Raw genomic sequence first — 24,983 nt, forward strand, 5'->3', positions numbered from 1 at the left:
AAGATTAACTGGCTTACTGTATCGGAATGCAGATTTCCGTCAACAAATCTTCCGGCTCCGTCGTGCACGGGTCGTTCAGGTAACGTTCGTAGCTCGGTTCGTCACGCAGCGTGCAACCCATCTCCGGCAACTTACGGGCATAGATGGTATCGTAGACGGCTTGGAGTTTGTCATACGAGCCTTTATAAATGAAGCTGGCATAACGTCCTGCCGGAATCTGTTTCGCTCCGACTTCCCCCTTTGGCTGAATGGCTTCGGGCATCACCATACAGACATCTGTGCGAAGCTTCTCTTCGGAAGTCACCTTCGGGTCATCGTGATAGATGCAAAGCGGACAAGGGTCGTTCACCGGCAGGTTCTGTTCGCGGGCAAAGGCATAAAGCCTCATCCACGTTCCACCGTAGTCATTCAACTGGTAGTTTCCCATCAGGCGGATATAGATAACATCACGGGCAGGGATTTCCTTCACTTCGGCCTCCAATTGCAGGTCGGGCCATATCTTTTCTGGTCTCATAATCGTGTACTCTTTATTGTTTCTGTATTCGTTAGGTGAAATAGAATAGAACTGCCTGAATGCTTTCGACAGGGAGGAGGGTGCACCGTATCCGATCCGGTAAGCGATATCGCCAATGGACATATCCGTGTAGCGAAGCAGATGAGCTGCAGTCTCAATCCGTTTCCGCACAATGAACGCCCCTAACGGCTCTCCCAGGAACGCACTCATCACCCGATGAAAATGATACGGGGATAAATGCGACATTTCGGCCAGCCGATTCAGGTCAATCTCGTCCCCTAAGTGATTATTGATATATTCGACCACCAGGTTCACCCGTTTCAGATACTCTTCTCTTGTCGTAGTTCTTTGTTGCATATTCTTTTCTGTTTTACTTCGCAAAGGTAACCAGCCTCCTGCCGGGGCACTTTTCCAATCTTGCTAACTTACAAATAATTCACAATTCATCATTCATAATTAAAGAAGAATGTTAGCTTTGCAAGCAGAATCAAACTATATCATTATGACTTACATACATTTAAACAGCTGCTCGTTCCGCATCGAAAGAATGGCTCCTGAAGAATATAAAGACGGAGGGAGAAACCTCGTCATCCGCTACCGTTACACCAGCGGAGAGTTCGGAGAGATGCTGCTGGCCCATACCGGAAAAGGAATTTGCTATGCCGCCTTCGATGACGACCGCAAGCAGGCCATAGGCGAATTGCAAGCGATTTTCCCAAATGCTACTTACCGGGAAGAGACGGGAGAAGGGAAAGAAGAATGCGCCTCCGGCCCGATTCCTTTACATGTAAAGGGGACTGATTTCCAGATACAGGTCTGGGAAGAATTGCTTAAGGTTCCCGCCGGAACACTCACCACCTATTCCACCATCGCCAACCATATCGGAAAGCCGAAAGCCTGCCGTGCAGTCGGTTCGGCAGTAGGAGCCAACCCAGTCTCTTTGTTTATACCGTGCCATAGAGTCATACGTTCCACCGGAGAATACGGAGAATATCATTGGGGAAGCGAAAGAAAGAGGAAGATGATTGAGTGGGAAAAGTAGAGACGGACGGATGTCCGTCTTTACCAACCAGAACATTGACAAATGTCTTTCATATCTTCATTTATTTGTGTTGCAGAGATGCACGGCCGTACATCTCTACGGGATCAACGCCAGCCATTCCTTTACCGCATCGACCAGCACCTGGTTCTCGGCAGTGGTCTGGGTAGAGACACGGATATAGGTTTCATCGAGGCCACGGAAGTTGGAGGCGTCGCGGATCAGTATGCCGTGGTTCTCCCACAAATACTGTTTCAATGCGGCGGCAGTACCTTTCTTCAGGCGGACCAGGAAGAAGGTGGTGGAAGTGGGTTGCACTTCGAGGCCGTCCAATTTATTCAACTGATAGATTAGTTCGGCTGTCTCGCGCTGCCATTTACGGATCGGCAGGGTGAACTGCGCTGGGTGGATCAGGATATATTTGCTTGCCTCGATAGCAATCGCATTGACCGACCAGGGAATGATGTATTTATTAATCTCTTCCGTCTTCTCGGGAGAGGCGATCAAGTAACCGATGCGCAGCCCCGGAATGTTGTAGGCTTTCGAGATGGACTGCACCAGGATCAGGTTCGGATGATTCTTGACATCCGAAGGCTTCAGCATATCTTCCGTCGTAAAGGCGACATATGCCTGGTCGATGATAAAAGTAGTCTGTCGGTTGGCAGCGATCAGAGCCAGCAGTTCGGTACGGTGTATCAGCTTGCCGTCCGGATTGTTCGGGTTGCATATCCAGCAGAAATCCTGTCCTTCGAGCGAGAGTTCGGACAGGTCGTCCGATGTCGGGAAGAAGCTGATCTCATGTCCGTGCAGGCGGCAGGCATCTTCATATTCGGAGAAAGAGGGGATCGCAATCATCGACTTCCCCCCCTTCCAGGCTTGCGCCAGGAGATAGAAAGCCGTGATCGAGCCGTTTGTTACGACAATATTATTCTCTTTCATCTCATACCGGCGGGCCAGTAACCGCTTCAGGGTGCCGGCATCCGGTTCCGGATAGCGTGTCAGTTTATCAAACTGCTCATTCAAATGATCTTTGAGCTTTTCCAGGTTAGCACCATGCCAGACGTTTGAACTGAAGTTTATCTTTACTTCGTTCTGCGAATTATAGAAATCATCACCGTGTCCGAATAGCATACAATATCTGTTTTTAGTAAATAATTATCGTGTAATAGAGAGGCAAAGATACGACTTTTGTTTTATTTCCCTCCATTGATTGCTTTATAGATAGCATCCTGTATGCGCGTCCGTATTTCCAGCGAGCTTAGTTTGTTGTTGGCCCGTGTCGGGTTCACGCGGTTGGACAGGAAGATATAGAGCAGGTTGTTGTCCGGATCGGCCCAGAAGCAGGTGCCGGTAAAACCGGTATGTCCGTAGACGGAGGCCGGCGCCAGACTGCCGCATGGCGAACCTTTGCCCGCACCGGGGGCTGGTTTGTCGAAACCGAGACCACGACGGCAGGTCGGACTTTTGCTTTGCGTGAAGAGGCGGGCGGTCTCCGGGGAGAGGTATTGTTCGCCACCATAAGTTCCCTGGTTCAGGTAAAGTTGCAGGACTTTCGCCAGATCGTCCGCATTGGAGAACAACCCGGCATTTCCGGAAACGCCTCCCTGGAAAGCGGCCGCCTCGTCGTGCACATAACCGCGAAGGAGCTGACGACGGATAAACCGGTCGTTTTCCGTCGGGACAATGCAGGCCGTGTCCATAACGTGCAGCGGATTGTAAGTCGTATGCCAGGCGCCAAGACGACTAAAGAACTGGTCGTGCAACAAGCGGTCCATCGGCTGTCCGGTCTGCTTTTCAACCATCATCTTCAGGAGGATGAAGTTGATGCAGCTATATTTATACTTACCCCGCACCCCCAGACGGGAGTCTTTTATTTCCTGAATGATGGTGTCTTTAAAGGAATCGTGCAGATACATACCGCGGGCAATTTCTGTCGTAAAGCCCGGTTTCTTCTTATCGGAAACAAGGTCGGGCAGGAAAGAGAAATCGTTGCGGACATACGTCTTGGCATCGAAGCGGACCGGATGCGTGGCATTCTTTGCACCGCTGTAGAGGCTGCCTTTGTAGCTGTCCTTGTCGATCGCTTTCAAGTAGAAATTAATCGTAGGTGTCAGGCCGGACTGATGATAGAGCAGTTCCTTAATAAGCAGATTCTTCTTGTCGGAGTCTTTCAGTTCGGGGACGAAATCGGAAATCTTATTGTTCAGAGTGAACTTTTTTTCATCGTAAGCCTTCATGACTGCCAGAAGCGTTCCGGCAGCTTTGGAGGAAGAGGCCAGGTCGTAGACCGAGTTTTCTTCAACCGGTTGTTTCCCGTCGTAACTGAAATAGCCGAACGATTTATCATAAATAATCATCCCGTCTTTGGCAACTAAGACCTGGCAACCAGGAAAGGCTTTCTGCTCCAGTCCGTCCTCCACAATCGAGGCGATGACATCGAGGCGCTCGGGACTGGCGCCTACCTCTTCCGGCTCATGATAACCGAGGCGCGTCTTTCCGGTAAAGATACCCGTACCGGCCTGGTATAAGGTCGGGATAGAGACCGGTAGTTTTCCTTTGGCTGCAATACCGCCAAAGATTACTTGCGCAGCGTATTCCTGGGCGAGCGGCGTCCCTTCGTAAGCCATCACCACAGCTTTGGCTTTCAGAATGGAGGCTTTATATTCTTTACAGAAATAAGGCAAAGTGAAGAAGGCATAGACCAACTCTTTCTTCCCGGCCAACTGGCGCAAGGCAAGGCTTTCCGGGATACGCACCGTGTGGACGCCACAGATAATCACATCGTATTTCTCCAGTTTCCTATACACGTTCTGCACCTGCTGCGCCGTCGCATTCCTGCCGATACTGAAACAAGCGACCGAGTCATAGCGGGAGAGCATCTTCTGGAACTCGTTGCCGGTGTCATCTCCGATAGAGAGGGCGGCAATCTTCTTCTTGTCCAACTGTTTCAGTGGCACGATATCTCCTTCATTCTTCATAAGCGTGATCGCCTCGGCATTCAGCTTTGCAGCCAGCCAGGCGGCATGGGGCGTGTTCAGGCGAGCGGACAAGCCTTTCGTGTCGACGGGACGGTAGTTGTTCAGTCCGGCGATATATTTGTATTGCAAAATCTTGATGATCTTTGCTTCCACCTCTTCCCTATCCAGAATACCCTCTTCCAGCGCATCCTTGACTGCAGCGAAATCGTTGATCGGAGCGGCAGGAGCCAACAGGATATCGTTTCCGGCAAGAAGAGCCATGACGGACGGGTTATCAGATTTGCGGGTGGAGGCGCCTTTCATCGCTAACGCATCGGTGAAGCAAAGTCCCCGGAATCCTAAATCTTTTTGCAGCAGGTCTGTGACAACTGCACGCGACATGGAGACAGGTTTATTGCGAGCCTTATCCAGCGCCGGGACATACAGATGCCCGGTCATTACGCCTGCATAGCCATCATAGATATAGCGTTTGAAAGGGAGCAGCTCGACACTGTCCAGTCGCGCCCGGTCGTGGTGGACGGCAGGCAGGGTGTAATGGGAATCCTCGTTCGTATCGCCATGGCCGGGAAAGTGTTTGGAGACGGAGATAATCCCCTGCCCTTCCAGTCCGCGGGCATAAGCAAGTCCTTTGTCTGCAACCGCATTCGGATTCTCGCCGAAAGAGCGCAGGCCGATTACCGGATTATCGGTATTGCTGTTCACATCCATATCCGGGGCGAAGTTGATATGGATGCCCATCTCCTTGCATTGGCGGGCCACCTCTTTCCCGTATTCGGTTATCAGGCTGTTGTCTTCGATAGCGCCCAACATCATGTTCTTTGGAAAACGTGTCGTACCGGAGAGGCGCATCGACAGCCCCCACTCGCCGTCCAGCGAGACCAACATCGGGATGCGGGAGGCTTTTTGCAGACGGTTGGTCACCTCGGCCTGTGTCACCGGATCGCCTTTGTGAAACAGGATACCGCCTATCTTAACTTCATTGACATACCGCATCAGCCGCTGCATATTGCGGGTGTCGGACTTCGGATTGGCGATCACCATAAAGAGCTGTCCGATACGTTCGTCGTAGCTCATAGCATCAAAGACAGAGTCTACCCAATGGTTCATCTTCGCCTGGTCCGCAGCCCGGTAAAGGTTCGGTGTCGTCTGCGCCAGAGCGGATAAAAACGTGACACAACTAAACAGGAGGATATATATTTTCTTCATCTTAACTTCCTTACTTCATCAAATATTAAACAAATCCCGAGAATAATGCACACCAAAAGTAAGAATTTTACCCTGATATTTCCTACCTTTGGGCTGTTTACTAATTATTTTTTAATTCAAATTCTATCAAACCATGCAGAGAAGACACTTTATGAAACTGACCGGCCTGTTGGCCACTCTCCCGGCGATCAACGGAATAGCCGCGACCACAGAAAAAACCGCTTCCTCAAAGAAGCAGATCTACGAATGGCGCATCTACACACTGGAAGGAGACGGAGGCGGACTGGATGCCTTTTTCCGCGACACGTTGATCCCGGCTTATAACCGGAAGAACATCAAAGCCGGCGCTTTCGCCCCTTACAAGAAGGAGGAGAAGGAACGCCGCCTGCTGTTGTTCGTCTATCCCGACATCGACACCTATTATAAGGTAAAGAAGGATATATGGAAAGACACCACGTTCCGGAAAGCCGCCCAACCTTTCTTCGATCAGACGGCTCCCAAGCCAGCCTACTTCAACTTCGAAAGCTACCTTTGCGAAGCATTCGACAAAATCCCGACGATGCGAATGCCGGACAAGAACCGGACGCTCCTGGAACTGCGCACTTACCACAGCCCGAACGAAGAGGCAAACCAGCGAAAAATAGCCATGTTCAACAACGATGAGATCGATATATTCGACAAAGTAGGCGTCAACTCCGTCTGCTACGGCGAGATAATGGCCGGACCGATTATGCCGGCGATCATGTACCTCACCTGGTATAAGGACGAACCGACACGCGCAGAAGCCTGGAACAAGTTCGGCAAACATCCCGACTGGCAACGGATCAAGGATATGCCCGAATATGCCTACACGGCAACCCGGAACACCAGCCTGTTCCTTTCGCCATTGCCCTATTCGCAAATATAAATAATATGCCAATGGGATAATGTGCTAATGTGCCAATTTAAGAATTAATATATCATACCATGAAGCAAAGATTGTCCATCCTGTTACTTTTAGCATTCAGCCTGCTCGGCCTGCACGCACAGAATGCAGAAGAAGCCAACTACGACGAAAGCAAGATTCCGCCGTACACCCTGCCAGCCCTGCTGGAAACAGCAAGCGGCCAGAAAGTTACCACCTCGCAACAATGGGAGCAGACCAGGCGTCCCGAACTGCTTTCCATCTTTGCCGAACAGGTCTATGGCAAGATGCCGGCAGACAAAGTGGAAGTCTCCTATAAAAAGCTGGACGACAACCACAGCGCCCTCGACGGCAGTGCCACCCGCAAACAGATCGAGATCACGTTCAGCCGCAACGGTGTCGAACGGAAAGCCCTACTGCTAATGTACCTGCCGAATCATGTCAAGACCAAGGCCCCGGTCTTCCTGCACTTCAACTTCCAGGGGAACCAGACAATCTCGGCAGATCCGGAGATCATCCCTTCGCAATATTCCAAAGAAGCCCGGGGCAACCAAGCCTCCCGCTGGCCGTTGCAGAAGATTATCGATGCCGGTTACGGCCTTGCCACCGTCCATTATTTCGACTTCTTCCCCGACGATAAAGACAAGCATGCGGAAAGCATCCTCGCCCTCTTCGGCTACAAACCCGGCGATGATATCCCGGCAGACGGCGGACAGGCCATTGCCGCTTGGGCCTGGGGAAACAGCCGTGTGATGGATTATTTGGAAACAGACTGGCAGGTGGACGCTTCCAAAGTGATCCTTATGGGCCATTCCCGTTTGGGGAAAGCCTCACTCTGGGCCGGTGCTTTAGATACGCGTTTCGCCATCGTCGTCGCCAACGAATCCGGTTGCGGCGGTGCAGCCTTGTCCAGACGGCAGGTAGGCGAGACGGTCAACCGCATCAACAACGTATTCCCGCACTGGTTCTGCAAGAACTTCCGCCGGTATAACAAGAAAGAGAACGACCTGCCAATCGACCAGCACGAACTGCTCACCCTCATCGCTCCCCGCCCGCTTTATGTGGCAAGTGCCGAAGGCGATCGCTGGTCCGATCCAAAAGGGGAATTCCTTTCCGCCTCATACGCCGGAGATGTTTACAAACTCTACGGCATGAAAGGTCTGGAGACAACCACCCTTCCGCCCGTCAACACTTCGATCGGTGACCGCGTCGCCTACCACATCCGCACCGGTGTGCACGACGTGACGGATTTCGACTGGGAGAACTACATCCGGTTTGCGGATAAGTGGTTGAAATGAATAATAACTCCGAACGGAAATCCAATTGTATCCGAACATAATTGGATTTCCATTCGGATTCATTTGTCTATGCCGATTATAATCCGTACTTTTGGAGACATCTTAAAAGACAACACATAATGACTGAACATAAAACATATCCAGAACCGGAAGAAAGCCACTTCAAAGTGGAAGAACCTATCGTTTCCTACAATCATAGAGGAATGCAATCCCAAGTCGATTATGATATAGATTTGGAGCGCGCCATCACTGCGGATGAATTAATCAACCGCCTTCGTCCCCGTATCAAAGCCCTATTTGATTAATGGTTGTATTATTCTTACCAGAAGTAGAGAACTACTTGGTTGAATTAATCGAAATACTTTATCAGAAACAGTATTTTGGTTTTTACGAGTCTGCTATGGATTACGTGGAAGACTTGATTCAAGACATTAAAGGCAGCCTTCCCTTTCAATTAAAGAAGAAAGCTCCGGCTCATTTTGATCGTTATGGGAAGGAGTTGTATTACGTCAGCTACAGGAAAAATCATAACACACGATGGTATGTATTCTTTTCGATTCACAATGAGACTTATTTAGTCCGTTACATAGCCAACAACCATACGTGCTCTCAATACTTGTAGTTTATCTAAAATAAACAATCCGGATTCTTTGCGTATCAAATAATTATTTCGTTACTTTGCATCCGCTTTGCGTAATCTCTGTCGGGACAAGGTTGCCCGTTACATTGCGTTTCATTAATAAATACAATTAAAAAGCTATAAAACAATGGATTTAATTAAGGTTGTAAACGAAGCGTTTGCTACAAAGAAGGAATATCCTTCATTCAAGAGTGGTGACACTATTACAGTAGCTTACCGTATCAAAGAAGGTAACAAGGAACGTATCCAGCAGTACAGAGGTGTTGTAATCCGCATCTCAGGTCACGGCGACAAGAAACGCTTCACTGTTCGTAAGATGTCTGAAAACGTAGGTGTAGAACGTATTTTCCCGATCGAATCTCCGTTTATCGAAAGCATCACTGTAAACAAATTTGGTAAAGTACGTCGCGCCAAGCTGTATTATCTGCGTGCTCTTACCGGAAAGAAAGCAAGAATCAAAGAAAGAAGAGTGTAATCTCTCTGGTTCGATTGCCATACGAAAAAGCCGTCCGATTCATTTCGGGCGGCTTTTTTGTTGTGCCTGTCCGTTCCGGATGCGATGCCTGTCGCTTTGCGGACGGACAGGCATCGGATTCGTAAACCGTCCACCCCTAAAAGTATTTATAAAATGTAAAGAGCAGGAACAAAGCTACGGCAGGCGTTGTTTGTCTGGAAACTCAAAAAGATGATTCTATGAATTACGGTATTAGCGTTCTGTTCAGGGCTATTCCCCTGCTTATGGGCCTGTTTTGTTTTGGTTACGGGCTGTTCATCACGTCGTATGGGACAGGCCCAAACCGCTTTTTGGCTGGTCCGGTCGTGTTCTCGTTGGGGATGATTTGCATTGCTCTTTTCTCGACAGCCGCCACTATCATACGGCAGATTATCGGGACTTTCGGGACGGTGAGCAAGTATGTGCTTCCCGGAGTAGGCTATCTGTCGGCAGCCCTGACGATTATCGGAGGAATCCGGTTGCTGCATGTTTCGACGGACACGGCTTCGTTTGTGGCAGGGCATGTTATCTGCGGTGTCGGACTTATCACCGCTTGTGTGGCTACAACCGCGACCTCATCCACCCGCTTTACGATGATAACCGTCAACGCCCGGAAGAGCGACCACGAGCCACCACCCAAAGCCTTCACACGCACACAGGGGCTGACGCTGATCTCCATTGCCCTCATCATCTCGGTCGTCGCCTGGGTATGGGCGTTCGTGCTGCTTGCCAAGAGCGGACTGCATCCGAAGTATTTCGTGGCGGGACACGTCATGATCGGGCTCGCCTCGATTTGTACCTGCCTGATTACACTGGTCGCCACCATCGCCCGGCAGATACGGAACATCTTCTCCGCCTCCGAACGAAGGATATGGCCGGTGCTGGTCCTGATCATGGGAAGCCTGTGTGTCATCTGGGGATTGATCCTGATATTGGGTACGGCCGACAGGGGACTCGCTTCGACCGGCTACATCATGATTGGATTGGGACTGGTCTGCTACAGTATTTCCAGCAAAGTGATCCTGTTGTCGAAGATATGGCGGCATGAGTTCAAGCTGTCCAACCGCATCCCGCTGATTCCTATTTTTACGGCGTTAGGTTGCCTCTTCCTGGCAGCATTCCTGTTCGAAATGGGGACGGTTCACGGATACTATTTTGTGCCGGCACGTGTGTTGGCGGGATTGGGAGGTATCTGTTTCACGCTCTTCTCCATTGTCAGTATCCTGGAGAGCGGGACTTCTTCCAAATAAGGCTACCGGCTGTTAAGCGTTTGATCGTTATCCTTTAGCCTTTTCTTCGGTATATGTTAGGCCGTTGGTTACTATTCGTAAGTCGTCCGCTTGGTGGCGAACGATCGTCCGCCGCCCAGTGAACGATCGTCCAGCGGCAAGCGAACGATCGTTCGACGCCAAGCGGACGACTTATAGATTACGATGAAAGGGATAATATAATAGGGGGAATGAGTTAATGGATAGGGATAAGTTTGTTTACCTAATATGATACTATAATTCATTTATCAAGTCTTCTAATGTTTTTGCTCTTTTCCTGCAACACCTGCGTTCTTGCATTTCTTTCAACCCAACAGCAATTCCAGCAAGGATTTCTTCCTTACTGATATATCCGGCTCCCTCTTCGGTGGACGCGGTTGTCTTTGTCTTTATTTTGCGGTTAAGCTTTGCCATATAGTTTTTTAGCGGTTAAAGATGTCTTTATCGTTTACTATTTTAGCAAACAACGTAATCGTTGAGGATCTTGGCGAGTGTCCCAAACAAATGCGATACGGATATAATTATTCTCTATGGTATAATATAATTTCCAATGACGCTTTACAATATATCTGTAAGCTGTTTGCCTATTGTCAATCATTTCATATTGCCCTACACCAGGAGATATTAAAAGATATCTTGCTTCATCCTTTATCGTCTGCACAATTTCCAAAGCTTTCTTCCGTCCTGTTTCCGGCAAATAGAATTGATAAATATCCTGCAAATTTTGTTTTGCTATCGGAGCCCACTTTATTACCATGCCTCCATCTCCTTGTCCAATTCTTCAGACGTAATGCACAATCCTGCTGCATCATCTTTTTCAGCCTGTGCCATCAAGTCTTCCAGTAAATCTATAGGCATAGAGTAAGATGCCTTTTCACTCTTTAGCCGTTGAAAAAAGGTTTGCATCTTACGAACCATATCTTCGCTATCTATTTCTGTGAGGATTTGACGAGCCAGAGTTGCTTTCATCGCTTCTAATTCTATCATAGTCATATTTATACTCCTTTCTTTTGAGTTACAGAAGCAAAGATATGAAATAAATCTTTTCCTGCAACACATCAAAGGCTTATAACATCCGGCAAGGCATCCCTCTACAACTTAACCTTATAGAACAACTCGCTCAGCGTATAAGTAACCGTGAAACCCGTTATCCCCCGCTTCAGCGCATTGCCGCTGAGGTCGACACGGTCGTAGAAGAAGGCGGTATGGAGGCGGCCGTTCATCAGCGGGAAGCCGAGGCCGGCACTGACGCGCCAGGAGATGCCGGACTGTCCTCTGACATGCATATAATAAGGAGACGACAGTCCGAAGCCGATCTTATAATCCATCCTTTGCCAGATGCTCGATGAGCTGTAGCCATCCGGATAATAACAGGCGCCGGCACGCAATTCATGCGAGTCGTGGAACGTGACACGCGTGTCCGCCGAAGTCAGCGAACTGTACTGCCGGTACATATAGTCGAGTGCATACGTCATCTTTTTATACTCCACGGAAGCGCCTGCCCCGATATACTGCGGCAAGGTCTGGCTGACCTTCTTCATATTGGAAGAAGCCGAGGTGGAATTATCCGTTATCGTCTTGGTCTTCTCCAGACGCATTGTTTGGGGCAGGCCGTAGACGGCACCAAGCGTCAGGTTCAGTTCGCGACCGAGACGGCGGGAGTACTGCACGCCGAAATCGGCCGTGAAAGACTGCCCGAAGAGTTTCTGTGAAATCGCCATCGTGCTCTGCGTCTCCGCCTGTGTCATATTCCCGAAGATATAGCCAAGATTGACTCCGACCGATAGCGAGGGCAACACCAGGAAAGCATTCGAGAGGTAGACCTTCGAGAGGCCGCCGTCGCCGGAGAACACACTCGTATAGTAAGAGCCGGGAGAACCTTCCAACTCCTGCGTGCTCTGGAAATAATAGCCGACCGAACTGTAAGGCGTCAGTCCCGCCGCCATATACCAGCGGGGAATGATGCGGCCAGCCATCGCAAAGCGGGAGAAGTTACCCGTAAAAGCCTGGTTATCGTCTCCCTTCGAACGGTACGCCTCCCACTTGGCAAAGGCAGAGACTTCCACCAGCAAGCGGCACGTATCGATGGCAGTCAGGGCGGCAGGATTATCCATATTGAGAAGCATCTTCCCCCGCATACCGGTCGAAACGCCTCCCATAGCCGTATTGGAGCCATACAGTCCGGTCGTAATCTCCCCGATCCCGAACATCGAATAGGGCGAGGAAGTCATCACATTCTGGGCTGCGGCAGAAAGGGGAAGCATCAGGCCAAGCAGCCATCCGTATTTAGTAACTCTCATATATTTTATAAGTTAGTTGTAAGACAATGGGAGAACGTCCCTCCTGATCGCTGAAAGTCAGGTTGCGGAATGTCTGGGTATAATCGTCCTCGCCGAAGACAAGTTGCAGGCTGTGCTTATACTTCCCGAAAGCGCCTAACTCCTCTTGCATGAAGGTACTGACGTCAAAGTAGTAATACGTGTTCTCCGGGAAACTCTCGTCCTTGACCAGCGTCCCGCTCTGTACTTCGGTGCCTAAATAGTCGGTGACGGCATCCGTCACTACGTTGTTCTCGTCTACGATATACAGGAAAAGGCTGTCGGGAAGAGGGTTGAACTCAGACCAGGAACCCGGCTCGGGATAGATCTTCAGATAGGCCGATTCGATCGAGATGCGTTCGCCCTGTTGCAGGATCTCGTTCAGGTGGGGAAAGCCAAGCCGGCTGTACCAGCCGATTCCTCCGAAGAGCACGCCCCGGTTATCCAGTTCGGAGGAAGCGACTTCGAGGTTCTTAAGCGGCAGGCTTTCCATAGCCGTCCCCGTCCGGTCGTGGTCGACATGGTAGAACTGCGTCTCGGTGTTCGGATAGATCACACACTCTGCTTCCTGCGCGATTGCATCTTCTATACGATAGCGCAGGATCAGGGCGGAAGCCGTGTCGCCCACACTGAAGGAGACGATATTCCGACATACGTTGAGGTCGGGAATAACGACCAGCCCTTTGAAGTAATCCCCGAAACGGTCGCCCGACAGGCCGTCGTCGCGGCTGTGCAACCTTGTGAGCATATCTTCGCCCAAGTCGTCCGGCAGACGGATTTCCAACCGTTCGCAGTCACCCGGCTTCGGCTTGAAGGTGCAGGTGGCAATCGGCTCCGGATCATAGGCGAAAGAGCTGTTGTTATAAAGGTAGTCGTTGTCGTTCAGGATGACCTTCTCTAAAAGGCGGTGTACGGTAAGCCGCATCGGTTGCGCCGTGTCGCCGATCGAATAGCCGCCGTATGAGAGGGCCAGCACAAGGGAATCCAACCGTACAACCTCGTCCGCCTCCGTCGTATAGGAAGGAGACGAATAAGGCAGATAGGCACTGGCGGAGACTGTTCCCCAGAGCGAATGGGTGTACTGTCCCACTAAGGCAAGCCCCTGTCCGGTCGTCTCTAACGAATCGATTATGGTGGAACTCACCGTGACGGTACAACTGTCCACCAGCACATTCCGGAAAACACTGTCCACTAGGTTGTCCCCGTAACTATTATTCTCGTCATAACAGGAAAAGAGAGCGCTGCACAGCAGAAGCAGTCCAAAAGGAATCAGATTCTTATTCATACATATACGATATATTTCGGCTTGCAAAGAACTTCAATCCGGTTTTGTCCTGCAAGAATAACCTGCCAACGGCCGGTTTCTTTCAATAAAAGGCTGCAGTTCGCCTGCCAATGTCTTTCAGCGGGTGAAAAAGGCATTTACCTCCCTGATCCGTCCGTTCACCGGACAAGAACGCCTGTTCGTCGATTTCATTTGCGGGAAAAGGGAAAGCCTCGTTCTTTTGCAACGGTAAACAACAAAAGAACACGTTTAAGAATGACACACAAAAGATTATTTGCTCTCTTGATAGCTCTGCTCCCCGTCTTCGTCTCTTCTTGCAGCGATGACGATGACGACGATCTGATCGGTAACTGGGTACGCACCTCCGACTTCGACGGGCTTGCCCGCGGGGAAGCCTCCTGCTTCTCCATCGGCAATAAAGGATACCTGGTCTGCGGATATGACGGTAGCAAAAGCAATGCGCGACTGGGCGACCTGTGGGAATACGATATGACAACGGACGCCTGGACGCAGAAAGCCGGCTTCCCCGGCACCGCCCGCAGTAACGCAACCGCCTTCGCGATCGACGGCAAAGGCTATTTCGGTACCGGCTACGACGGCGAAAACAAGCTGAACGACTTCTGGGAATACGATCCGGCAACCAATACCTGGACACAAAAGGCCGACTTTCCAGGCGTAGGACGATACAGCGCCGTCTCCTTCGGAGTCTCCGGTAAAGGATACATCGGCGCCGGATACGACGGCAACTACCTGAAAGACTTCTACTCCTTCGACCCTGCCAACAACACCTGGACACAGATTATCAGTATCGGGGGAAGCAAGCGCATGGGCGCTTCCAGCTTCGTGATCGACAATATCGCCTATGTATGCGGCGGCGTCAACAACGGCGAATATATCAGCGACTTCTGGAAGTTCGACCCGTCGACAGGACAATGGACACAACTTCGCGACATAGCCAACACTTCGGATGAAGACTATGACGACGATTATAGTATTGTACGCATGAACGCCAGCACCTTCGTTATCGACGGCGCAGCCTATCTGACCTGCGGGGAAAGCGGAAACGTCCGAAACGACACATGGAAGTATAATCCTTCTACCGACCTGTGGGAAGAGGTGCATGCCTTCAAAGGTTCGGCGCGTACAGTAGCAGTCTCTTTCTCCAACGGGACAAGAGGCTTTATAGCAACGGGCAAAAGCGGTACTTACCGGTTCGACGACATCTGGGAACTGCATCCATACGATTATGATCCCGATGACGAATGATGATGAAACGATTATACATTCACTCTCTGATTAGGTAAAATTTTTTGACACATGAAAAAAGGCCCACCAGTGATTGGCAGGCCTTTTTGTTATTATATACCTTCTTTCCGTAGGTTACTTCTTGTAAGTCTTATAGCCATAAACAGCCAGGTCGCCCAGCTCTTCTTCGATACGGAGCAACTGGTTGTATTTCGCCATACGGTCGGAACGGCTCAGAGAACCGGTCTTGATCTGTCCGCTGTTGGTAGCCACGGCAATATCGGCGATCGTTGCATCTTCCGTCTCACCGGAACGGTGGGAAGTGACAGAGGTGTAGCCGTTGCGGTGTGCCATCTCGATAGCATCCAGTGTCTCAGACAGCGTACCGATCTGGTTCACCTTGATCAGGATAGAGTTGGCACAGCCTTCTTCGATACCCTTCTTCAGGAACTCAACGTTTGTAACAAACAAGTCGTCGCCCACCAACTGGCATTTACTGCCCAACGCTTCTGTCAGCATCTTCCAGCCAGCCCAGTCGTTTTCGTCCATACCGTCCTCGATAGAGTCGATCGGATACTTGGCAACCAGTTCGGAGAGGTAAGCCACCTGCTGTTGGGCCGTACGTTTAGCGCCCTTGTCACCTTCGAATTTCGTATAGTCATATACGCCGTCGTGATAGAATTCGGAAGAGGCGCAATCCATCGCGATCGTCACATCCTTGCCCGGTTCGTATCCGGCGGCTTTGATAGCGGCCATAATGGAGTTCAGGGCATCTTCCGTGCCGTCCAATGCAGGAGCAAAACCTCCTTCATCCCCTACGGCAGTACTCAAGCCACGATCGTGGAGCACCTTCTTCAAGACATGGAACACTTCGGCTCCCATACGCAAACCTTCGCGGAAGCAGCAAGCTCCCACCGGACGGATCATAAATTCCTGAAATGCGATCGGCGCGTCGGAATGTGAGCCGCCATTGATAATATTCATCATCGGGACAGGCAGCACGTATGCATTCGTTCCGCCGATATAGCGGTAAAGGGGCTGATCCAGATAGTTGGCTGCCGCTTTGGCTACCGCTAATGAAACGCCCAGCATGGCGTTGGCGCCCAGATTGGACTTGGTCTTCGTACCGTCCAGTTCAATCAGTTTATGGTCGATCTCACGCTGGTTCAGGGCACACATACCTAAGATGGCGGGAGCAATTATGTTGTTTACATTATCGACAGCTTTCAGAACGCCTTTGCCACCATAACGTTTCTTGTCGCCATCGCGAAGCTCGATCGCTTCGTTTTCACCGGTAGAAGCTCCGGAGGGAACAGCCGCACGGCCAAAAGCGCCGGAAGCCAAATGCACATCTACTTCAACAGTCGGGTTACCACGTGAATCAAGGATCTCTCGTCCTATTACTTTTACAATTTCCATACTTTTACTTTTTGAGTTTTATCTTTTGTACAAATATAACAGGAGAATACGAAGGTTTGTTGGAAAAAAGAGATCGAATTTATCTATATACCGTTCAACTTTTTGCCACTTGCATTGTTATGTTTATACGATAGGGTTTCTAAATGTACCATGATGAAAAGATTGTTATCCATATTATCCATTCTTCTCCTGTTCACCGTAGGACAAGGAATCATGGCTACGACAGAAGACTCCGCCGACAGGCAAACCATCGTGACGGAAAAAGACAATGCCCATTCCTTCCAGGAGAAAGTCAAACATTTTGAATTATGCAAAAGTCCGAATGCCGCCCTATGCCTCACCAACCGTGTACAACAAACGACCGAATACAGCGAACGTCTTTTAAAAACGACTACCCGCCTGCTTGAGCTATCGTTACAAAAAGAACAAAACGCCCTCAATAAGATATCCGAAATAACATCAATCACTCACACCTTAAAATGCTCTTCCCTTCGTATACGGGCAGGCCACTGGGTCTACGTCTTACGAAAAATTATTATTTGATAGTACATACTGTCGGTTTTTAGTAGCTGAGAGTAATCGTCTCCCCTCTTGGAGAGGGGATCAAAGAGTGTGTATTTTCACATGCGCAGACAATACCGCACTCTCCGCCTTTCTCAAGAGGGGAATGGTTGGATACAGCCGCTAAACAGCCATACATGCATCAGCTTTATCACAAAATCACATTTACTGTCAAATAATACAAGAGTATGGAAACGAAGAAATCAAATAACAAGAAGTCATATAACGGCATTTCCGCAGCCATCGTCATCCTGGCGTGCTTCATCATAGCCGTTTGTTTTTACAAGTTCGTGCTGGGCAACCCGGCAAACTTCATGGATAACAATCCTGCCAACCATCCGCTGCCCGGAAACTATTTCGGAACTGTCTACAAAGGCGGATACATTGTCCCGCTCGTGATCACCCTGTTGCTTACCGTGATCACCCTGAGTATCGAGCGCATGATCGCCATCAGCCGTTCAAAAGGGAAAAAGAACCTGGTCAACTTCGTACAGGCAATCAAGAAATACCTCGAAGCCGGCAACCTCGAAGCCGCCCATAAACTGTGCAGCGAACAGAAAGGCTCCGTCGCCAATGTCGTCAACGCCGCCCTGTCGCGCTATAGCGATGTGGAGAGCACGACAGAGCAGACCAAAGAGCAAAAAATAGCCATTATCCAGAAAGAGATAGAAGAGAGCACCGCCCTCGAACTGCCTTCAATGGAACAGAATCTCCCGGTCATCGCCACGATCTCTACGTTAGGAACCCTGTTTGGACTGCTGGGCACCGTATTGGGCATGATCCGTTCGTTCGCCGCCTTGGCCAATGCCGGATCGCCCGACTCCGTTGCCCTGTCGACAGGTATTTCAGAAGCCCTGGTCAACACCGCATTAGGCATTGCCACCGGTGCACTGGCCATCATCTCATACAACTACTTCACCAGTAAAATAGATAATATTACCTATGCCATTGATGAAATCGGTTTCTCCATCGTACAGACGTTTGCCGCTAAACACTGAGCCGTATGCCTAAGCTGATAGTAAAACGCAAAAGCACATTCATCGACATGACGGCGATGAGTGATGTCACCGTGCTGCTGCTTACTTTCTTCATGCTGACGTCTACCTTTATCCAGAAAGAACCGGTGGTCGTTTCCACCCCTTCGTCCGTCTCCGAGATCAAGATACCGGAAACGAACATTCTTTCCATCCTGGTAGACCCCGACGGGAAAGTATTCATGAGCCTGGACAAGCAAGAAGACAAGGCGAACGTCCTGAAATTATTGGGAAAAGATTTCGGCATCCGTTTCACAGACAAAGAAATCTACAACTTCAGCCTGCAACCTTCCTTCGGCGTCCCTATCCAGAACATGCAGGAGTATCTCAACATGCCGTCCGACGAACAGGACCGGCTGATGAAAGACTACGGTATCCCCACCGACAGCATCAACAACCAGTTCAAACTCTGGGTGCAGCATGCACGCGAAGTGAACCGCGACCTGGTCATCGCCATCAAGGCCGACCAAGACACTCCTTACCCGAAGATTAAGAACATTATGAACACATTGCAGGACCTTCGAGAGAACCGGTATAATTTGATTACCACACTCAAGAACATGCCCGACAATGTCTAACAACGACACAAGTCATGGCAGAAGTAAATACAGATAAAAACAAAGACGACGGCAAGAAATGCAAACAGAAGAAGATGACCGTCCGCGTAGATTTTACGCCTATGGTGGACATGAACATGTTGCTGATCACCTTCTTCATGCTCTGCACCTCGCTCAGCAAGCCGCAGACAATGGAGATCAGCATGCCGTCGAAAGACCAGGTGACAGAAGCCGAACAGACGAAAGTGAAAGCCTCCAAGGCCATCACCCTGTTACTTGGCGAAGACAATAAGATATACTACTATTTCGGTGAACCGGACTACGAGCACGTCGAATCCCTGAAACAGACCGACTACTCGCCCACCGGACTGCGCGACATCCTGTTAGCACGCAACTTCGATGTCGTCCAAAAGATGAAAGAACTCAAGCTGAAGAAACTGGACAAAGAGATTTCCGAAGACGAGTTCAAGAAACAGGCCTCCGAGATAAAAGGTTCCAAAGACGCCCCTGTCGTCCTGATCAAGGCGACCGACGACGCTTCCTACCGGAACCTGGTAGACGCTCTGGACGAAATGCAGATATGCAATATCGGCAAATACGCAATCGTGGACATCACGGATGGAGATAAATTTCTGGTCGACAACCTGAAGAGCGACGGAGAGCTGACGAAGCAGATTGCCCGGTCCAACCCTAAAAAATGACGGTCATGCTAAAGAATATAAATCTGAATTCACCGGAATGGTGCGAGCTGGTCTTCACCGGGAAGAACAAGGAATACGGAGCTTACGAATTGCGTAAAGATTCTTCCTCCCGGCATATCCGCGCCCTGCTGATCGTCGCAGCCGGAGCCATTCTGATCATGGTGTTGCCGGCCATCATCAAGTCGGTCATACCGCAACATGCGAAGGAGCAGGTGTTGGAAGTAACCACCCTCTCCGACCTGAAAATGGAAACGAAAGTACCGGAAGAGAACGTTATCCGTAACCTCGAAGCGCCCCCTCCTCCCAAACTGAAGAGCACCATTAAGTTCACCCCTCCCGTCATCAAAGCGGACAAGGAAGTGAACGATAACGAAGAGATCAAGACACAGGAAGAACTGACCACCTCGAAGATGGCTATTTCGGTAGCCGACGTACAGGGGACAGACAGCGAAGATGCGATCGACATCGCCGACCTGAAAGACAACAAAGAGGTCATCCAGGAGGAAGCGAAGCCCTACACCGCCGTCGAACAGATGCCTGAATATCCCGGCGGCACGACCGAGCTGCTGAAATACATCTCCGGACATCTGAAATATCCGGTCTTGGCGGCCGAACAGGGGATACAGGGAAGCGTAACGATCCGCTTCGTAGTCAGTCCAACCGGCGAAGTGACGGATGTGGAAATACTCCGTAAACTGGACCCTTCATGCGACAAAGAGGCAATACGTGTGATCAAGTCGCTCCCCAAATGGATGCCAGGCAAGCAGAACGGCAGGGCTGTCCCTGTCTATTTCACGGTTCCGGTTCGTTTCAAATTACAATAATTATGGAGGTAAAGTGTTAAGATGAAACAGAATATTATCATATCGCTCTTAATAGCCTCGTCTCTGGTTGCGTGCAACTCCAGGAAAGAGACGGAACCCGACGACACTCCGACAAGCGGCGTGATAGCCGTCGCGTCGGACGAATCTCTGGCACCGATCCTGCAAGAAGAGGTCGCCGTATTCGAAAGCATCTACAAAGAAGCGGGAATCGTTCCCCTATTCTCCGGCGAGACGGAGACGATCAACCGGCTGTTGCACGACAGTACCTGGCTGGCCGTTACCACCCGGCAACTGACCGGAGAGGAAACAGACTTTATGAACCGGAAAAAGTTGTACCCGAAAGCCATCCGGATCGCGACCGATGCAATCGCACTGATCGTCAACAGGCAAAATGCCGATTCGTTGATCGGTATTCCCACCCTGAAAGAGATCCTGACCGGTAAGATACGGAACTGGAACGAGCTATCGCCCGGAAATCCGGCGACCCGGATCGAAGTGGTGTTCGACAACCCCAATTCGAGCACCGTACGGTATGCAATCGACTCTATTTGCGGCGGTGAGAAACTAAGCGCACACCTACAAGCGGCACAGAGCAACCGGGCCGTCCTCGACTACGTTTCCAAGACACCCGGAGCGCTCGGCGTCATCGGGGTTAACTGGATCAGTAATCCGTCCGACTCCACTTGCATGAGCTTTATCGACAATATTCGCGTGATGGCCGTCAGCCGTTACCGGAAGGCAACTCCGACAAACAGCTTCAAGCCTTACCAGGCCTATATCGCATTAGGCGATTATCCGATGACACGGCCAGTCTACCTGATCCTTTCCGAACCCCGGACAGGATTGGCTTCTGGCTTCACCTCTTTTGTCTCGAGCGATCGCGGACAGCGGATCATCCTGAAATCCGGTCTGCTCCCAGTAACACAGCCGGTCCGGATCGTGAATATAACGAATTAGTTACCAACACTAAACAATTAATTATTATGAGACGCAACATCTATATCCAGATCATCAGCCTGCTGGCAACCATTGCCTATGCAGACAACAATCCCGGCATCGACTTCTACCAAGCCGGTGAACCGGATATTGCCAGAAAACTGTTTGAGAAACAGCTGGACAATTCCCCTGTGGAAAAAGCGATTGCCTTCTATTATTTGGGCGAGATCGCCTACAACGCCGGACAATTGCCGGAAGCGCAAAACTACTATAAACAGGGTTGGGAAGCCAACCCCGAATATACCCTGAATAAAGTAGGCGAAGGAAAGCTCCTGCTGAAGACAGACAAATCCGCCGCCGTAAAAGCCTTCGACGCTGCCATCAAAGTAAACAAAAAGGATGCGGACACCTACGTCGCCATCGCCTCTGCCTATGCAGCAAACGGTATGGCGACAGAAGCCGCCGCCTCTCTCGAGAATGCCCGCAAATACAATCCGAACGCCCCTTCCCTCTATTTGTACGAAGGCGACCGCCTGCTGTCCGAGAACAAACCGGGTGACGCCGCCGGCAAATACGAGCAGGCAATCCATTTCGATCCCGACTGCCGGATCGCCTATCTCAAATATGCCGAGGTCTACCAGAGCGTAACCCCTGCCCTTTCGGTGGAAATGCTGCAAAAGGTGCTGGCAAGCCATCCGGATTATTTGCTTGCCCAACGTACCTTAGGGAATATCTATTCGCAGGAGGGCGCCTATGCGAAAGCGATCGACGCCTACAGCCGCTACATGGCCGGTGGCCTCTATTCTATCGACAACCTGGTCCATTACGCCTCCGCCCTCTTCTTCAACAAACAGTACGACGAAGCGGCCCGGGCGATAGCCGAAGGAAAGGCCATCGACCCAGACAATTTCCTGCTGAAACGTCTTAGCTTCTATAACGCCTGCGAAACCGGCAACTACCGGGAGGGCCTGGACGAAGCGACTGCCTTCTTCAATATCCCGGACGGCAAATTCATCTGGCAGGATTACCTGTACTATGGCCGCCTGCTAAACAAGTCCGAACAGTATGAACAGTCGTTAGTCGCCTTACAAAAAGCGCAAGCGCTTTGCAATAGCGATACACATCCCGAGATCTATAAGGATATCGCCGATGCCAACTTGAACAAAGGAGACGACAAGGCCGCCATCCTGGCTTACACAAAATACATCGAACAGGCGGGTGAAGCGGCAGAGGCCTCCGACTTCTACCAATTGGGGAAATATTATTACGGGGCCGCCGTCAAAGACAGTACGCTTGCAACCGGCTACCTGACAAAAGCCGACAGCCTTTTCGCGATCGTCAAGGAACGGGTTCCGTCGAGCCACCTGGGGCTCTTGTGGCAGGCACGCACCAACTCGCTGATGGACCCGGAAACAGAAAAGGGGCAAGCTAAACCGTACTACGAATCATGTATTCCCCTCCTCGAAAAGGATAAGGACAAATACCAAAAAGAGTTGTCCGAATGTTACCGCTACTTAGGTTACTACTATTACCTCAAGCAAGACATGGACAGCTCCCGGACATACTGGAACAAAATCCTCGACATCGACCCCGGCAACAAGACTGCCCTCGAAGCGCTGAAGAATATTAAATAAGCCCCCAAATAAAAAGAGCTGACAAACTTTTTACAGCCAAGACAACACAACTTTGAGAAAAAACAATTATCTTTGTCTAAATAACATTAGAATAGGAGAATAGAATATGGATACAAGTCTGAAACTGGAAGCTGATAAAGCGGAATTAGCTCGTGCCATACTTTCCATTGAAAACGATGATATTCTTGAAATGGTTAAACATCGCCTGTATGGTTTGTTGAATCTAAAAAAAAGACAAGCAACTATAGAGACAGACAAGGATGCCGCATTGCATCGCCTGGCCGGTATTTGGAAAGATAATCCGGAAGTTGAGAAGATAAGTGAGGCTATTAAACAAGGTCGTCAGAATAATACAACACGGCATATAGTATCCTTTGACGAATGAAACCAAACAGAAAACTGGATTAAGCGTTAAACTACAAGAAGTTTTTTACAATGATACACAACGAAGCTCCCGCAATCAAAAGACTGCGGGAGCTTGTTTTTTGTCTGCCTTCGGTCTTCGCAGAGGGAGGGACAGATGAACTTTTTTACTGTAATTTCGATTACTTTAGTATTAATATCCACCGCTTGTTCGCCCTCACGGGGTAGTTGGACGTTTCTACAGGACAGAGACAACAAGGGCCGTCCGTCCGGGAAATGCCGCACGAGTGAATCTTAGAATTATTTGATTATTATAACACAGACCCTGCCCCCTCTCGAAGAGGGAACAGAGAATGCTTATTTTGTTATTATCTTATCATCTATTACTTAACGATAGCTTTTACAGCATCTTCGCCTTCGATAGCTACAACTACTACACCGGCAGGAGCAGCGATTACAGCGTCGCTTGAAGTGATTACTGTGTTAGCAATTGTCTGGCCAAGGATGTTGCTTACAACAACTTTCTTACCCTGTGCACCAATTACCTGAACGCCACCGTTAACAGCGATAACTTTCACTTCAGATACTTCAACACCTTCGTTGGCTGTCGGAGCAGAAGTAGTAGTCAGTTTGATTAACTGTGCAGTATTTTTATCATCTCTACCATCAGTCAAGCAAAGAACATCGTTGTAAGTAGCCAGGAAACCAGCATTGTTTTCTACGATATATTCACCATCAACATCTGTGTACTGGATCTTGAACTGGAACTGTTTTACATCGCCACCTTTGCCTTTGTAACCTACGCTATCAGCTTTCACCAATTTCTCATTCATATAGTTAACCAGCAGAGAGTCGCTTGTGGCTTCACGTTTTGCAGGAACAAACGCAAGACGAATCAAGCCGTTAGCTGCTTTGTAGCCTTCCACATCTGCAGAGTCAGTCATTACACGCAAGAAGTTACCTTCCAATTCAGAACCTTCGCCAGCTTTAGCGCCTGACAGGATGAAGTAAGAAGGTTGTGTTGCATCAATCTTAGCTGTATCAACATACAGAGCGAAGTCTGTCTTTTCATAAGCAGCTTTCAGTTCGCCTTCCTTGCGGAACATACCGAAGCCCTGAGCATCAGCTGCCAACATGTCGCCACGCAGGTTTTCGATGTTATAGTGGCCCTTAGCATCCAATACATATTCCGGAGCTTTTTCTACCTGTACGGCAAATGCGTTGTTGTTCAGGTTCAAGCCTACTGCTTCCAGAACTTCGTTTGTAGAGTTTACATTGTACTTAGCCTTACCATTGACCAGGATATATTCACCCTTGTTTTCTGTTTCTTTCAAGAAGAAAGCATCTGCGGCAGCAGCACCAACTTCACTTGTTACAGAAGTCAAAGCCAATTTACCGGTAGAACCGTTTTTAACTACAACAAACTTCTTGTCTTTAGTATAGATCTTATAAGCCTGGTTGTAAAGAGTCTTAACGCCATCAACTTCGGCTGCATCTGCTACTTTACCAAAGCCTGTAGCTACGAGCTTGAACAGCTTGCCTTCTCCTGTTGTAGCAACTACAGCAGAGTCTGCTTTCATATTGATGCTACGACCTTCCAGAATACCTGATACATAATCCAAAGAGAATGCATAGTTAGTCAAAGAATCAGCAGTGATATAAGACCAGCCCATTGTTGAATCTTTCAAGTTTACATCTTCCATCACTTTGATTTCGAATGTATCTGTCAGGTTTGTATAAACATCAGCCTTACCTTCTACTGAATA

The 24,983-nt window shown here is 49.6% G+C and carries 26 protein-coding genes; 15 read left to right on the forward strand and 11 right to left on the reverse strand.

Going from position 1 to position 24,983, the window contains the following annotated elements:
* Positions 1 to 13: 13 nt before the first annotated feature.
* Positions 14 to 871, reverse strand: a complete 858-nt coding sequence (locus DWW90_RS09725) for a GyrI-like domain-containing protein (RefSeq protein ID WP_122344848.1) — start codon at positions 869 to 871, stop codon at positions 14 to 16.
* Positions 872 to 1,016: 145 nt separating this feature from the next.
* Here DWW90_RS09725 and DWW90_RS09730 point away from each other — a divergent pair, with 145 nt between their 5' ends.
* Complete coding sequence (locus tag DWW90_RS09730; RefSeq protein WP_122344849.1) at positions 1,017 to 1,556, forward strand: methylated-DNA--[protein]-cysteine S-methyltransferase; 540 nt, start codon at positions 1,017 to 1,019, stop codon at positions 1,554 to 1,556.
* Between the two features lie 96 nt (positions 1,557 to 1,652).
* Here DWW90_RS09730 and DWW90_RS09735 read toward each other — a convergent pair whose 3' ends face one another.
* The gene (locus DWW90_RS09735; RefSeq protein WP_122344850.1) at positions 1,653 to 2,684 is read right to left on the reverse strand and encodes an aminotransferase class I/II-fold pyridoxal phosphate-dependent enzyme; all 1,032 of its coding nucleotides are present in this window, start codon (positions 2,682 to 2,684) and stop codon (positions 1,653 to 1,655) included.
* A gap of 62 nt (positions 2,685 to 2,746) precedes the next feature.
* Positions 2,747 to 5,737 (reverse strand): glycoside hydrolase family 3 N-terminal domain-containing protein, encoded by a 2,991-nt coding sequence (locus tag DWW90_RS09740; protein ID WP_122344851.1) that lies wholly within the window; start codon positions 5,735 to 5,737, stop codon positions 2,747 to 2,749.
* A gap of 133 nt (positions 5,738 to 5,870) precedes the next feature.
* Between DWW90_RS09740 and DWW90_RS09745 the strand changes: the two genes are divergently transcribed.
* The 5 genes from DWW90_RS09745 to DWW90_RS09770 all read left to right on the forward strand — a co-directional run bounded on the left by DWW90_RS09745 (position 5,871) and on the right by DWW90_RS09770 (position 10,322).
* Complete coding sequence (locus DWW90_RS09745; RefSeq protein WP_122344852.1) at positions 5,871 to 6,644, forward strand: NIPSNAP family protein; 774 nt, start codon at positions 5,871 to 5,873, stop codon at positions 6,642 to 6,644.
* Positions 6,645 to 6,703: 59 nt separating this feature from the next.
* Complete coding sequence (locus tag DWW90_RS09750) at positions 6,704 to 7,939, forward strand: acetylxylan esterase (protein ID WP_122344853.1); 1,236 nt, start codon at positions 6,704 to 6,706, stop codon at positions 7,937 to 7,939.
* Positions 7,940 to 8,058: 119 nt separating this feature from the next.
* Entirely contained in the window at positions 8,059 to 8,244 is a 186-nt protein-coding gene (locus DWW90_RS09755; protein ID WP_122332934.1) for a hypothetical protein, read from the forward strand.
* Between the two features lie 462 nt (positions 8,245 to 8,706).
* A complete protein-coding gene (gene rplS, locus DWW90_RS09765; RefSeq protein WP_115498015.1) occupies positions 8,707 to 9,054 on the forward strand; it encodes a 50S ribosomal protein L19 in 348 nt (115 codons plus the stop codon).
* A gap of 218 nt (positions 9,055 to 9,272) precedes the next feature.
* Positions 9,273 to 10,322 (forward strand): DUF2776 domain-containing protein, encoded by a 1,050-nt coding sequence (locus tag DWW90_RS09770; protein ID WP_122344855.1) that lies wholly within the window; start codon positions 9,273 to 9,275, stop codon positions 10,320 to 10,322.
* A 71-nt stretch (positions 10,323 to 10,393) separates the two neighbouring features.
* On the opposite strand, the gene DWW90_RS20390 is transcribed toward DWW90_RS09770, so the two are convergent.
* The 6 genes from DWW90_RS20390 to DWW90_RS09795 all read right to left on the reverse strand — a co-directional run bounded on the left by DWW90_RS20390 (position 10,394) and on the right by DWW90_RS09795 (position 13,943).
* Complete coding sequence (locus DWW90_RS20390; RefSeq protein ID WP_147382418.1) at positions 10,394 to 10,585, reverse strand: hypothetical protein; 192 nt, start codon at positions 10,583 to 10,585, stop codon at positions 10,394 to 10,396.
* Positions 10,575 to 10,754, reverse strand: coding sequence for a hypothetical protein (locus DWW90_RS20765; RefSeq protein WP_233547700.1), 180 nt, complete (start codon positions 10,752 to 10,754; stop codon positions 10,575 to 10,577). Before DWW90_RS20765 ends, DWW90_RS20390 begins: the two co-directional genes overlap by 11 nt.
* A 37-nt stretch (positions 10,755 to 10,791) precedes the next feature.
* Positions 10,792 to 11,097: a type II toxin-antitoxin system RelE/ParE family toxin gene (locus DWW90_RS09780; protein WP_122344856.1), complete on the reverse strand. Its 306-nt coding sequence runs from the start codon at positions 11,095 to 11,097 to the stop codon at positions 10,792 to 10,794.
* On the reverse strand, positions 11,091 to 11,327 hold the full coding sequence (locus DWW90_RS09785) for a hypothetical protein (protein ID WP_147382419.1): 237 nt from the start codon (positions 11,325 to 11,327) through the stop codon (positions 11,091 to 11,093). The genes DWW90_RS09780 and DWW90_RS09785 overlap by 7 nt, the downstream gene beginning before the upstream one ends.
* A 104-nt stretch (positions 11,328 to 11,431) precedes the next feature.
* The gene (locus tag DWW90_RS09790) at positions 11,432 to 12,640 is read right to left on the reverse strand and encodes a hypothetical protein (RefSeq protein ID WP_122344858.1); all 1,209 of its coding nucleotides are present in this window, start codon (positions 12,638 to 12,640) and stop codon (positions 11,432 to 11,434) included.
* A complete protein-coding gene (locus tag DWW90_RS09795) occupies positions 12,627 to 13,943 on the reverse strand; it encodes a DUF4270 family protein (RefSeq protein WP_122344859.1) in 1,317 nt (438 codons plus the stop codon). Before DWW90_RS09795 ends, DWW90_RS09790 begins: the two co-directional genes overlap by 14 nt.
* Positions 13,944 to 14,198: 255 nt before the next feature.
* On the opposite strand from DWW90_RS09795, the gene DWW90_RS09800 reads away from it, so the two are divergent.
* Positions 14,199 to 15,209 (forward strand): kelch repeat-containing protein, encoded by a 1,011-nt coding sequence (locus DWW90_RS09800; protein WP_122344860.1) that lies wholly within the window; start codon positions 14,199 to 14,201, stop codon positions 15,207 to 15,209.
* A 114-nt stretch (positions 15,210 to 15,323) separates the two neighbouring features.
* On the opposite strand, the gene eno is transcribed toward DWW90_RS09800, so the two are convergent.
* On the reverse strand, positions 15,324 to 16,607 hold the full coding sequence (gene eno, locus DWW90_RS09805; RefSeq protein WP_122344861.1) for a phosphopyruvate hydratase: 1,284 nt from the start codon (positions 16,605 to 16,607) through the stop codon (positions 15,324 to 15,326).
* Positions 16,608 to 16,757: 150 nt separating this feature from the next.
* Between eno and DWW90_RS09810 the strand changes: the two genes are divergently transcribed.
* The 8 genes from DWW90_RS09810 (at position 16,758) to DWW90_RS09845 (ending at position 23,239) form a co-directional block, all read left to right on the forward strand.
* Positions 16,758 to 17,150: a hypothetical protein gene (locus DWW90_RS09810; RefSeq protein WP_122344862.1), complete on the forward strand. Its 393-nt coding sequence runs from the start codon at positions 16,758 to 16,760 to the stop codon at positions 17,148 to 17,150.
* A gap of 206 nt (positions 17,151 to 17,356) precedes the next feature.
* Positions 17,357 to 18,166: a MotA/TolQ/ExbB proton channel family protein gene (locus DWW90_RS09815; RefSeq protein ID WP_115498008.1), complete on the forward strand. Its 810-nt coding sequence runs from the start codon at positions 17,357 to 17,359 to the stop codon at positions 18,164 to 18,166.
* Positions 18,167 to 18,171: 5 nt separating this feature from the next.
* Complete coding sequence (locus DWW90_RS09820) at positions 18,172 to 18,780, forward strand: biopolymer transporter ExbD (protein WP_122344863.1); 609 nt, start codon at positions 18,172 to 18,174, stop codon at positions 18,778 to 18,780.
* A 14-nt stretch (positions 18,781 to 18,794) separates the two neighbouring features.
* Positions 18,795 to 19,460: a biopolymer transporter ExbD gene (locus DWW90_RS09825; protein ID WP_122344864.1), complete on the forward strand. Its 666-nt coding sequence runs from the start codon at positions 18,795 to 18,797 to the stop codon at positions 19,458 to 19,460.
* 5 nt (positions 19,461 to 19,465) lie between these two features.
* Positions 19,466 to 20,284 carry an energy transducer TonB gene (locus tag DWW90_RS09830; protein WP_122344913.1) on the forward strand — a complete coding sequence of 273 codons (819 nt, stop codon included), beginning with the start codon at positions 19,466 to 19,468 and terminating at the stop codon, positions 20,282 to 20,284.
* Positions 20,285 to 20,305: 21 nt separating this feature from the next.
* Entirely contained in the window at positions 20,306 to 21,241 is a 936-nt protein-coding gene (locus tag DWW90_RS09835) for a PstS family phosphate ABC transporter substrate-binding protein (protein ID WP_122344865.1), read from the forward strand.
* A gap of 26 nt (positions 21,242 to 21,267) precedes the next feature.
* Positions 21,268 to 22,854: a tetratricopeptide repeat protein gene (locus tag DWW90_RS09840; protein WP_122344866.1), complete on the forward strand. Its 1,587-nt coding sequence runs from the start codon at positions 21,268 to 21,270 to the stop codon at positions 22,852 to 22,854.
* A gap of 106 nt (positions 22,855 to 22,960) precedes the next feature.
* Positions 22,961 to 23,239, forward strand: a complete 279-nt coding sequence (locus DWW90_RS09845) for a hypothetical protein (protein WP_122344867.1) — start codon at positions 22,961 to 22,963, stop codon at positions 23,237 to 23,239.
* 361 nt (positions 23,240 to 23,600) lie between these two features.
* On the opposite strand, the gene DWW90_RS09850 is transcribed toward DWW90_RS09845, so the two are convergent.
* A partial coding sequence (locus DWW90_RS09850) for a DUF6383 domain-containing protein (RefSeq protein WP_233547701.1) occupies positions 23,601 to 24,983 on the reverse strand: 1,383 nt, incomplete at its 5' end.

The organism is Parabacteroides sp. AF17-28, assembly GCF_003479205.1.
Classification (GTDB): domain Bacteria; phylum Bacteroidota; class Bacteroidia; order Bacteroidales; family Tannerellaceae; genus Parabacteroides; species Parabacteroides acidifaciens.

What these genes read in the sequence shown, in the direction of transcription:
- DWW90_RS09725 (WP_122344848.1), bottom strand. Translation starts at nt 871, where the DNA reads ATGCAACAAAGAACTACGACAAGAGAAGAGTATCTGAAACGGGTGAAC.
- DWW90_RS09730 (WP_122344849.1), top strand. Translation starts at nt 1,017, where the DNA reads ATGACTTACATACATTTAAACAGCTGCTCGTTCCGCATCGAAAGAATG.
- DWW90_RS09735 (WP_122344850.1), bottom strand. Translation starts at nt 2,684, where the DNA reads ATGCTATTCGGACACGGTGATGATTTCTATAATTCGCAGAACGAAGTA.
- DWW90_RS09740 (WP_122344851.1), bottom strand. Translation starts at nt 5,737, where the DNA reads ATGAAGAAAATATATATCCTCCTGTTTAGTTGTGTCACGTTTTTATCC.
- DWW90_RS09745 (WP_122344852.1), top strand. Translation starts at nt 5,871, where the DNA reads ATGCAGAGAAGACACTTTATGAAACTGACCGGCCTGTTGGCCACTCTC.
- DWW90_RS09750 (WP_122344853.1), top strand. Translation starts at nt 6,704, where the DNA reads ATGAAGCAAAGATTGTCCATCCTGTTACTTTTAGCATTCAGCCTGCTC.
- DWW90_RS09755 (WP_122332934.1), top strand. Translation starts at nt 8,059, where the DNA reads ATGACTGAACATAAAACATATCCAGAACCGGAAGAAAGCCACTTCAAA.
- rplS (WP_115498015.1), top strand. Translation starts at nt 8,707, where the DNA reads ATGGATTTAATTAAGGTTGTAAACGAAGCGTTTGCTACAAAGAAGGAA.
- DWW90_RS09770 (WP_122344855.1), top strand. Translation starts at nt 9,273, where the DNA reads ATGAATTACGGTATTAGCGTTCTGTTCAGGGCTATTCCCCTGCTTATG.
- DWW90_RS20390 (WP_147382418.1), bottom strand. Translation starts at nt 10,585, where the DNA reads ATGAATTATAGTATCATATTAGGTAAACAAACTTATCCCTATCCATTA.
- DWW90_RS20765 (WP_233547700.1), bottom strand. Translation starts at nt 10,754, where the DNA reads ATGGCAAAGCTTAACCGCAAAATAAAGACAAAGACAACCGCGTCCACC.
- DWW90_RS09780 (WP_122344856.1), bottom strand. Translation starts at nt 11,097, where the DNA reads ATGGTAATAAAGTGGGCTCCGATAGCAAAACAAAATTTGCAGGATATT.
- DWW90_RS09785 (WP_147382419.1), bottom strand. Translation starts at nt 11,327, where the DNA reads ATGATAGAATTAGAAGCGATGAAAGCAACTCTGGCTCGTCAAATCCTC.
- DWW90_RS09790 (WP_122344858.1), bottom strand. Translation starts at nt 12,640, where the DNA reads ATGAGAGTTACTAAATACGGATGGCTGCTTGGCCTGATGCTTCCCCTT.
- DWW90_RS09795 (WP_122344859.1), bottom strand. Translation starts at nt 13,943, where the DNA reads ATGAATAAGAATCTGATTCCTTTTGGACTGCTTCTGCTGTGCAGCGCT.
- DWW90_RS09800 (WP_122344860.1), top strand. Translation starts at nt 14,199, where the DNA reads ATGACACACAAAAGATTATTTGCTCTCTTGATAGCTCTGCTCCCCGTC.
- eno (WP_122344861.1), bottom strand. Translation starts at nt 16,607, where the DNA reads ATGGAAATTGTAAAAGTAATAGGACGAGAGATCCTTGATTCACGTGGT.
- DWW90_RS09810 (WP_122344862.1), top strand. Translation starts at nt 16,758, where the DNA reads ATGATGAAAAGATTGTTATCCATATTATCCATTCTTCTCCTGTTCACC.
- DWW90_RS09815 (WP_115498008.1), top strand. Translation starts at nt 17,357, where the DNA reads ATGGAAACGAAGAAATCAAATAACAAGAAGTCATATAACGGCATTTCC.
- DWW90_RS09820 (WP_122344863.1), top strand. Translation starts at nt 18,172, where the DNA reads ATGCCTAAGCTGATAGTAAAACGCAAAAGCACATTCATCGACATGACG.
- DWW90_RS09825 (WP_122344864.1), top strand. Translation starts at nt 18,795, where the DNA reads ATGGCAGAAGTAAATACAGATAAAAACAAAGACGACGGCAAGAAATGC.
- DWW90_RS09830 (WP_122344913.1), top strand. Translation starts at nt 19,466, where the DNA reads ATGCTAAAGAATATAAATCTGAATTCACCGGAATGGTGCGAGCTGGTC.
- DWW90_RS09835 (WP_122344865.1), top strand. Translation starts at nt 20,306, where the DNA reads ATGAAACAGAATATTATCATATCGCTCTTAATAGCCTCGTCTCTGGTT.
- DWW90_RS09840 (WP_122344866.1), top strand. Translation starts at nt 21,268, where the DNA reads ATGAGACGCAACATCTATATCCAGATCATCAGCCTGCTGGCAACCATT.
- DWW90_RS09845 (WP_122344867.1), top strand. Translation starts at nt 22,961, where the DNA reads ATGGATACAAGTCTGAAACTGGAAGCTGATAAAGCGGAATTAGCTCGT.